Raw genomic sequence first — 9,468 nt, 5'->3', positions numbered from 1 at the left:
AGTTTACTGCAAAAGAAAAAAATGGTTCTATCATATTAGATTTCACATTTAATGCTTCTGCATTACAAGGTAAAGAAGTAGTCGTGTTTGAAGAACTGTATCAAGACAATGTCTTAGTTGCTATTCACGTTGACATTGAAGATAAGGGTCAAACAGTGAAATTTAAAGAGGCAAAACCGGAACAACCTAAACCAGAACAGCCGAATCCAGATAAAAATACTCCAACATCAGAGCAACCAAAAGAGCAAGTGAAAGAACAACCACAACCTAAGAAAGAAATTCAATCTAAAATTGGATGGTTACCGCAAACAGGTACTAACCTTACTAGTTGGATCTCTATGGCTGCAGGCGCATTACTGTTAATTGTTGGTGGAGTGATTTTCTTAAAACGTAAAAATGCTTAGAAATTAAAAAATAAGCACATCTGTTTTTTTACAAGATGTGCTTATTTTTATTTTAATAATTTAGTCCTATATACAGTATCTTAATCTATTTGATTATTTTTGAGTTGTTGTAATAATTCCAGGACAGCAAAACAGTCAGCGGCTGCTCGGTGTTCAATCGTTAATTCCGTCGCATCACTTAATGAAATCCATCTTTTTGAATCTACATAATCGGCGTACATTTTCATAATACATTTGGATTTAAAATTCTTAAATTCTATTTTGTTAGCAATACAGGTGTTTTCTATCATGCCTATATCATATTCATCGTTATAGATAAGTAGAGTTTTTCCCACGGTAACTTCACGTAACTCTTTATATATTGCTTTCCACGATGGTGCATCGTGAACCATTGCATTTGTAATACCGTGAATGGAGGCTGCTTCAGCTGGAATATTTATAGTTGGCTTTACTAAAGAATTTAATAGGATGTTTCCATTTAAATCAATTACACTTATCTCGATAATTTGATCTGTTAGAGTAAGTCCAATTGTTTCGGTATCTAAAATAACAAACTGATCTCTATCCATCTTTTCTCTGTTTGTTCTTTTGTTAATCGATGAATAATAACACGAGCTGGTAATTTTTGGTACTATCCGATGTATGCCTCTGAAATCTCCATTGTTTGACCAGGGGACAATTGATTCATGAGTTCTTCCATATCTAACTGAATATAGAGTGACCCTTTCTTCAGGGTCCCATTTCGAAAATACTCTGGCTTATCATTCTTACGATAGATTCGAGAATTTAATTTCAAACGTGAGATATAGTAAGCTCCTTTATCATGGATATTCTGTAAGTCATGTAAGTCAAAATAGCCTAAATCTCTTATATACAAGTTTTTTGGTCGAATGGTTTGTAGGCTTGTTGAACCAAAGGTTTTATCATTTTTTCTTCCTTCTCCTACATAAACGTGCAGGAACTTCCCACTCAATAAGTCATACTCTAATTGAATTTTGACTCCTGCCGTATGGCTACTTCCACCCGAACCTTGATAATGTGAAGAAAACTTATCTGGAAGCTGAAATGTTGTAGAATCTAGAATCCGAATGTGCTTAAAGGTCGTGGTGTATTGATGAATTATTTCTTGTGTTGAATGAATTCTTTGAGTTAGAAGGTTAGCTAGAACTTGTTCAAGAAACTGTACTGCGGAAGCATTAAATCGTTGGTTAAGCCCTTCAGGGCTGATAAGAACACCTGTAGATACTTCAAGACAGCTACATAATTGTGTGAGTGATGTACTTGCAACCTGTTGGCTAAGCCATACACATAAAGCAACTAATTCCTTTGCTTGATATTTACTCTTTCGATGAACGAATCCTTTTTCTTTAGCTAAGTGTTCTAGAACATGAGGAGACATATATCGTTGTAATTCTTCAGCAATCGGTTGAAGTTCGTCAAGAATCGAAAGATCCATAAAAAACGCCATCCTTTCCTATGATTCTACAGAAAGGATAACGTCTTTTTTGCTTTATAGATAGTGCAAAATCTTAGCTTGATAGCGATGGGGTATCGTCAGCATTTCAGAAAAAAATATGCTAAGTAAAAAATAAGCTGTCCATTTGGACAGCTTATTTACATAATTTTCGTTAGCGGAAGTTAAAAATTTTTAGTTTCTTGCTCAATTAAAGCCACCCGTTAGTTAAACAACAGAAGGTTTCTTAGTCAAGAACCGCTCCAATCGTATTACGGTATTAAATTACCTTTCATAAGGTTCGAGCTTCAAAATAAATTCTTCAACATCCTTGCCTCTTGCGTTGGAAAAACCCTTATCTTCAGAGATGATTTTAAACCTGCATTTTTCCAATACCCTAATGGAGGCGAGGTTATCTTTAGCGGCACGAGCATAGAGCGGGCGTACCTTAACATACTCCAGAAACTCTGACAACGCTTTAGTTGCAATACCATGACCCCAATATTCCTTCCCAATCCAGTAGCTTACTTCGGGTTCGCCGAACTGTTCAAAGTTCGAGACGTGTCCAGTGACAATGCCATTGAATAATATAGTCTTAATTGTGATAGTCTCGTCAGCAATATTTTTTTTCCAATGGACAAAAAATGCGTCCTTATCAGTGGGGTCTTTAGCTGTAAAGGCAGCCATATAGTTCGCCGTTGAATCTAGTTGTTGTTCGAAAAAGATAGGAAGATCTTCCTCTGTGATATCTCGTAGCTTTACTTCGCTTTTGCTAATGGATTCCATATAATTCACAAGCTCCTTAACATATTTTTGAATATTAATTCTTCCAAATTTAGAGAAATTCCTTCTTCAACTAACCTGCCCTTTAGTTGAAGAAGGAACAATGCATATTGTATACATGTGAGGTTAACATAACGCATCATTATCGGTAGCAAAGAAAAAGGCGAATCCCTTACTTCCATAAGGGATTCGCCTTTTTTTCTTTTTTATCAATCTATGAAATTTTTTATACATTCCTATCATAGTGTGGGTTTTCGGGTTCTCGTTTGTTACTGGATTAGCCGAAAAACTGTATAAAATCTTGCATGCTCTTAGCGTGGTTTTTTTCCGAAATGCTGGCGGTACCCCATCACTATCAAGCTAACAAAACAAAATCCCCCCTAAGATGAAAAAATACGCTATCCTTTCTGTTGTTGCTTTGGAATAAAGTTTGATAAAAATGAAGTTACAAACCTTTATTTAACAGCAACAACAAAAACTCCATTTTGAAAAAAAGATTGATCAAAATGGAGTTACTCTTTTTAACTAAGTATGAGATTTTTATAAAAAAGTTTAATCAAAACTCACTTAGAATCTTTTACTTGAAGGAATAAGGCATCGCATCTTTTTTATGAACATCGTTAATTTAGAATAAATTTTGACCACATCTGTAATTACTTGTAAAATGTTATACATAGAAAGGTATTTTAGGATAAATATAGAAGTGGTATGTTTTTTAGTTTTAAAGGGGCTAAAGCGCATCTTTTTTATGTTTTGAGAGGGAGAATTGGAAAATCATATGAAGAATTTTAAAAAAAGTACAGGTAAAATTTTACTAGCATCTGGATTAGTAGTTTCTATGTCAGCTTGTAGTGTAACTAGTTTATTTGGAGACAAAGAAAAAACAAATGCTGAATCTAGTAAACAAGAAAGTAAGGAAACTAAGACAGAAGGAACAAGTTCAGCTAAGTCAGAAAGTAAATCATCTGAAACAAAGGAAAAATCAACTAACTCGAAAGAAGAAAGTAAAGATGTTAAGATGATTATGGTTTTACCTGAGGATTATCCACAACTTATGGTAGACATTGAACAAGATTTATTAAGACGATTAGATTATTATGATGCTTCTGTAAGAGATTGGAGAAAAGGTAGTAAAACAAATGCTGAGGTAAGAGATAGTATTAAAGACTTAGATAAAGTATTTGATAAACTAGAACGTATAGATGCACCTGGTAAATATAAGGAAGACCACAAAGAAATAGTAAAAGCTGTTCAAAAGTTAAGAGAGACTTTCAAGGAAATAGAACAGTTATTTGACTACTCAAAAACGCCTAAAGATACTGATGATGTAATCGTAGATAAAGCAAACAACAAATTAGATGAAGCAAAACGTATTTGGACTCCTATTTTCAATAAGTTAAAAGCAGAAGCAAAAGGTGGTTCAACTACTTCTACAACAAGTGATTCTTCAAGTTCTTCTGATAAACCAAGCCTATCTAGTGGCAATCAAGTGAAGACATATGATAGCCAAGCTAAAACTGGTATATTCAAAGGACAAATTGATACACCAGATTCAAGTTCTAGTAAATTTAAAAACGTACAGAACAATCTAAAAGACGGTACCGAACTTATCGGTAACTGGGCTATTGATTTAGGTAACGGGTTAAAAACAACTTTAGTACTGAAAGGTGATAAGACATTTGTTACGTATGTAAATGGTTCTTATCCAAGTGAAGATAACATTTTGACAGGAACATATGACGTATCTATTGATGCGAAACAGTTAACATTAGTAATGGAAAAAGTAAAGAAAGACGGTCAAGAAACGAAGATACCGACTCCTGTTTATACATCTTATAAGATTGAAAACTACGATGGTAAATCATTACAAATTTTCCATATAGACGAGCAAGTAACAATTTGTTATGTAAAACAATAAATAATTAGCAAAAAACTCTGTAAAATGATTTTTACAGAGTTTTTTTGTTAGTTCTAATTTATTATAAACGATCAGACTTTTTTATAAATTATCAAACTTTATTTCAAACCCACAAATAACAAAAGAGCTGGATTTCCATCACAGCTCATGTATTGATTGGTTCTGTGTGAGTACATGTAGGATATTGAGAACAGCCAAAAAACTTATTTCCTGTTGTACTCGAATTTCGAACGACTAAATCATGTTTACATGTTGGACATTTCCGTTCTACAGGTGTTATCCCTTGATACACATCTTCAGCCGAATATTCGGGATTAATTTTATTAATCAGTTTCTGAAGTTCTACACGATCTATTAGTTTTACATTGCAAGCCTCCGCTAATTCTTTTGCTTGTCTTGTATACACACTGTTTGTTACAACCCAGCCCTCATGTGCTTTGTAATACGCTTGCGCTGCATATATCTCTTGTACGGCACTGATGCCAACTCTATTTTTCATCCCGTATCGTTTCGCCTGGATTACAATACGATTTTTACCCTTTAATACAAGATCTGCACCGAAATCATTTGACTGCTTTGTGACCATTGGGGAATAACCAAGCTCTCGAAAGAGAGCTTTCAGATATACTTCAAATTGATGTCCGTCCATTTTGTCTATATAGCGAATACCAGACCGTGCCATTCGCTTCAGCATTCTCCGCTCCTGGATCTTTCGGTACACAAATTTACAAATACGTAAAAGAACATAAATGATAAAACCGTAAATCAAAATCTGTAGTATGTTTGGCATAGATGGTATATTAGACACTTCTTTCCACCTCTTTGATTGGTTTCATTTTCTTTGGTTGAGCTGTTTCTTTTGGCTGTTGTTCATTCACTTGTTTCTTCCGGACATCGTTCCAATCTTTTTCATTCGTTGGGATATCCTCTTTAAGATCTACAAAGCATTTCATCGTCTGAATGAAGTCTTTCCCAGCCTTATCATTATCCACTGCCATAAGGACCTCTTTAATATCGTGCCCTTCTTTTTTCGCATCCATTAAAGATTGAATCACTGTTTTTGACTTCAAACCATGCATAGACACCAGGCGAGCGTTTTGTATTTTATTTTGCTTGATACTCCAATGGGATAACATGTCAATTGGATCTTCATAAAAATAGATCTTATCCGGTTTACCTACATCAACCGTAAAACCTGCATGGATTTTTTCATAATTCGGGACAATTTGCTTAAAGCTTCCTCTTTTATTTTCCATTTTGACAGTACCTTGACGGTTCATTCCAATTACTTGCCCTTTGCCCCCTTCTTCTCTCCATTTGAACACGACATTATTTTTCTTATCCTGGACGATGAGATCCTTTTTAATCAGCCAGTTTACTAGACGAGGATCTATTTTCCGCTCATCAATTAAGTACTGCTTGATCTCTGTTTGCTTCTGTACCTCTAAGTGTTTTGGATAGATAAAAGGCTGCTGTTCTTTTTTGCGTTCCTCTTCAGCTTTTGAACGATCTAACTCTTTGTAATCCCCTTTATTGATGTCTAATACAGCTTGCGGAAATGTCATTTCATAGTACATCATCGCAAAGCTAATCGCTCCAAAGCCCTTTTCGCCACGACTATTCCAGGCATATTGATTTCCTTTAATAAGAAGACTGTCATGTTCCGTATGACGATAATAGTTTCCTTCTTTCTTAAACGTTTCTCCCTTTGCTTCGAGATATGAAATCAAGTCAATATTTCTTGCTTTCATCGCGTCCTCCGTACTGACATGTGACATTACGGAATCCCCCCTTTACTCTATAAAATGAAATAAAAAAGAGGACTATTCCGTTTCCTAGTCCTCTTTTGCTACTTATAGTTGATACATTTAATTTTTATTTTCCAAATAAGAATTTTAATCGCTTCTCCTGTACGCTGTATGATAAACGAGCGTCAAATTTCTTCCCGTTTTTGTTTGAGATAAACCCTTTGATTTGATCCGTCACATTCTTTTCTAATAACTTTTTCACATGGTTACTACTTAGATTTTTACCAGAGAATGTACCAAAAATGATGAAGTCACAGCCCTTGTTGTATCGCTCACATAAGTAATTACTTTTTCCTACAAGAACTCTACTTTTGCATAGTGGACATTTGCCAATTGTACGATCTTCAGTCGTTGGAAAACGGAATTTCAAACTTCCGTCCACTTCCATATAGATAGCTGCCGTAAATTCTCCCTTTTCCCCTTCAAAGCCATTTATAAAATCTGTTGTTTTATACTGAATCAGCTTTTTCATTTGATTACCAGGGATTGCTTTCCCTTTCATCTTTGCTGGTAACATAAAATCACATCCGTTTTTATGCTCCGTGCATCCATAAAACGTTTTACGATGAAGGATCTCACCTTTTTTACATTTTGGGCATTTACCAAATGACAGCTCCTCTTGTGTGAGGAACTGAAATTTGATATTTCCTTCATGTAACACTAGATAAGCGGAAAACTCTTTCTCATTGGACTTAAATCCTTTTAAAAGGTCTGTTTTCTTATCCTCAAACAGCTTTTTCGCTTGTGCCTCCGGAATCGCTTTTTCTTTAATTTTTTTCGGCAAGGAGATTTCACATTCCGGATAATTACTGCACCCATAGAAATTACCTTTGCCCTTTAACTTTAATATAGGTTTCATCGACTCTCCATGAATCATTTGTTGATTTTAGATGATGTTGTACTTTCTCTTCTAATTGAGGCCCATATTGATAAACCCAGCGCATAATCGTTGTGTGAGCAATGGATAATCCCCTTCCATCATTTCCACCAGATTACGGAAGCTCAAATTGTACCGTAGATACCACCTTACTATTAATAAGATTAGTTCAGGCTGATAATGTTTCCACTTGAATAGGTTTTGCTTTTCCATACTGTTCACGCTTTTTTTTTGAGTACTAGTATCAGTATGTCTAAGTATCAGAGATTAGTTACATAAATCTTATAGTTTTGCACCAGAACCACTTCGTCTATGCAAAAATATATTCACCGTAAATTTTATCTATTTTTGATACTCTACAACATATATGACGAAATACATATGACGAACCCTTTTTTTATCATTAGAGTTCGTCATATGTCCTCTTATCTATGTCGAAGTATACATGACGAACTCTAATAGCAAATTTTCACTTGATACCATTGGATTTTATTACTCACGCCTGACGAAGTAATATGTGCTTTTAAATTAAGAGTCCATAGAGGATAATGGGTTGCTTTTTTGCAAATTCCAGTTAAAATATACTTTAATCATTTTCATGTTCTGAACTGCTTAATTTATCCAACATTTATTGCTTTTATTTCATGACTATTGCACTCGATTTTATGCAAGTTTCCGTATATTATTTCCATATCAAAGGCGTGTTTGAAATTGAAAAAATCATTTAATCATGGCGTTAAATAGGTTCTGGTGCAAAAATAGAATAAAAGATAATAAAGTGCATAGATTCCTAACGGAATCGTATCTTATGCTGCAAGTCCAAACAATTGATGGATGAAGTCTTTCTGATTTTGGACAGACTGGTCCCGTAAATCAACCTGTTCTTTTTTCATCATATGCATGGCCTCTACTCCAGAAAGAATGGATGTAGCTGTGTCAAAACATTTGAACCCTAGCATAGAACGAATTCGCTTCTTTATAAAGCGTTGATCTTGTTCTACTATGTTATTCAAGTACTTTTGTTGTCTAAGTCGCATACCACCAGCTATGCTTTTTTCTTTTTTCAACTGTTCAATTGCTATAGGATAAGCTGGATTATTATCGACTGTTATAATACGAGGTTTTGAAACATGAAAAGACTGCAAGGCCTTCTTGAAAAAGCGCTTTGCAGCCTTCTGGTCTCTTGTTTTGCTTAGGTAAAAATCGATTGTATTTCCTTTCGAATCAACAGTACGATACAGGTACATCCATTGACCTTTTACTTTGATATATGTTTCATCGACTCTCCAGGAGTCATTTGTTTGTTTAAGATGACGTCAATTCAGGACCGTACTGATGAACCCAACGCATAATCGTTGTATGAGAAATGGATAAGCCCCTTTCCTCCATCATTTCCACTAAATCACGAAAACTGAGGTTGTACCGTAGGTACCATCTTATCGTTAATAAAATAATATCAGGCTGATAATACTTCCATTTGAATACATTTTCCTTTTCCATACCAATCACGCACCTTCTTTAGATTAGTAGTATCAGTATGTCCAAGATTTGTAGATTTACTGCAATTGTCCTGAATTTTTTGCACCAGAACCCTATTTTCCCTAAAAAATAAATTCAAAACACCTCTCAGATTTTATAATTATTTCTCTTTTTCTAAACTATTCAGCTATGAAATTTCTACTTATATGAAACTGAAAATTCTATCATTTGCTCTTGAACTACTCACCACTTAGCATCCTCGCGGGCTGTTTGAAGTGGGAGATTCCTAAGTACAGAAACCTAACGGTTTCTAATTCATTAGGCTATCCCCGTAGTTCCTACGGTTAAGAGACGAATTGCTTCGTTTTTAAGATTGAGCGCTGCGTTTCGATCTCTATCGTGATGTGCGCCACAAGAAGGGCAATCCCACTCACGAATGGTTAGATTTTTAACGTCTTTGTTTTTGTATTCACAATTGGAGCATAATTGACTAGAAGCAAATGTTTTAGATACCATAACAACTTTTTTGCCATACCATTTCGCTTTATATTCCAACATCGTTCGAAATTGTGACCAAGATACTTCACCAATCGCTTTTGCAAACTTTCTATTTTTGAGCATATTACGGACTTGTAAGTCTTCCATACCGATAACATCGTGGTTTTTGATGATTTCAGTAGAAAGTTTATGTAAGTAATCAGCTCTTGCATTTGCAATATGTTCATGGATTCGTGCAACTTTCACAC

Annotated in this window: 6 protein-coding genes and 5 pseudogenes; 2 read left to right on the top strand and 9 right to left on the bottom strand. The window is 34.9% G+C overall.

The genetic code is table 11. The annotated features are described in order from the left end of the window. On the top strand, nt 1–404 hold a 404-nt coding region (locus V7038_RS17720; protein WP_335471163.1), incomplete at its 5' end, for a VaFE repeat-containing surface-anchored protein. An 80-nt stretch (nt 405–484) separates the two neighbouring features. Here the strand turns inward: V7038_RS17720 and V7038_RS17715 are convergent. The 3 genes and pseudogenes from V7038_RS17715 to V7038_RS17705 form a co-directional block, all read right to left on the bottom strand. Further along, a pseudogene (locus V7038_RS17715) lies at nt 485–970 on the bottom strand (3'-5' exonuclease); the annotation flags it as partial. Between the two features lie 2 nt (nt 971–972). Beyond that, nucleotides 973–1,860, bottom strand: a pseudogene (locus V7038_RS17710) (IS4 family transposase); the annotation flags it as partial. A gap of 282 nt (nt 1,861–2,142) precedes the next feature. Next, nucleotides 2,143–2,643, bottom strand: coding sequence for a GNAT family N-acetyltransferase (locus tag V7038_RS17705; protein ID WP_002201535.1), 501 nt, complete (start codon nt 2,641–2,643; stop codon nt 2,143–2,145). A gap of 763 nt (nt 2,644–3,406) precedes the next feature. On the opposite strand from V7038_RS17705, the gene V7038_RS17700 reads away from it, so the two are divergent. Continuing rightward, nucleotides 3,407–4,558: a DUF3994 domain-containing protein gene (locus V7038_RS17700; RefSeq protein WP_438825115.1), complete on the top strand. Its 1,152-nt coding sequence runs from the start codon at nt 3,407–3,409 to the stop codon at nt 4,556–4,558. Nucleotides 4,559–4,703: 145 nt separating this feature from the next. Here V7038_RS17700 and V7038_RS17695 read toward each other — a convergent pair whose 3' ends face one another. The 6 genes and pseudogenes from V7038_RS17695 to V7038_RS17670 all read right to left on the bottom strand — a co-directional run. After that, entirely contained in the window at nt 4,704–5,366 is a 663-nt protein-coding gene (locus V7038_RS17695) for a restriction endonuclease (RefSeq protein ID WP_335471157.1), read from the bottom strand. Further along, nucleotides 5,359–6,336, bottom strand: a complete 978-nt coding sequence (locus tag V7038_RS17690; RefSeq protein WP_335471154.1) for a DUF3991 and TOPRIM domain-containing protein — start codon at nt 6,334–6,336, stop codon at nt 5,359–5,361. The genes V7038_RS17695 and V7038_RS17690 overlap by 8 nt, the downstream gene beginning before the upstream one ends. A gap of 97 nt (nt 6,337–6,433) precedes the next feature. Continuing rightward, nucleotides 6,434–7,210 (bottom strand): annotated as a pseudogene (locus tag V7038_RS17685) (topoisomerase C-terminal repeat-containing protein); the annotation flags it as partial. After that, a pseudogene (locus tag V7038_RS17680) lies at nt 7,197–7,456 on the bottom strand (IS6 family transposase); the annotation flags it as partial. The pseudogenes V7038_RS17685 and V7038_RS17680, both read right to left, overlap by 14 nt. Nucleotides 7,457–8,049: 593 nt before the next feature. Continuing rightward, nucleotides 8,050–8,743: pseudogene (locus tag V7038_RS17675) on the bottom strand (IS6 family transposase). A 297-nt stretch (nt 8,744–9,040) separates the two neighbouring features. Further along, a partial coding sequence (locus tag V7038_RS17670; protein ID WP_335471151.1) for an RNA-guided endonuclease TnpB family protein occupies nt 9,041–9,468 on the bottom strand: 428 nt, incomplete at its 5' end.

It is taken from the genome of Bacillus sp. JJ783 (genome assembly GCF_036963225.1).
GTDB classification, from domain to species: domain Bacteria; phylum Bacillota; class Bacilli; order Bacillales; family Bacillaceae_G; genus Bacillus_A; species Bacillus_A cereus_U.
Note: the sequence above shows the minus strand (reverse complement) of the source record. Positions and strands in the feature narration are given on the sequence as shown.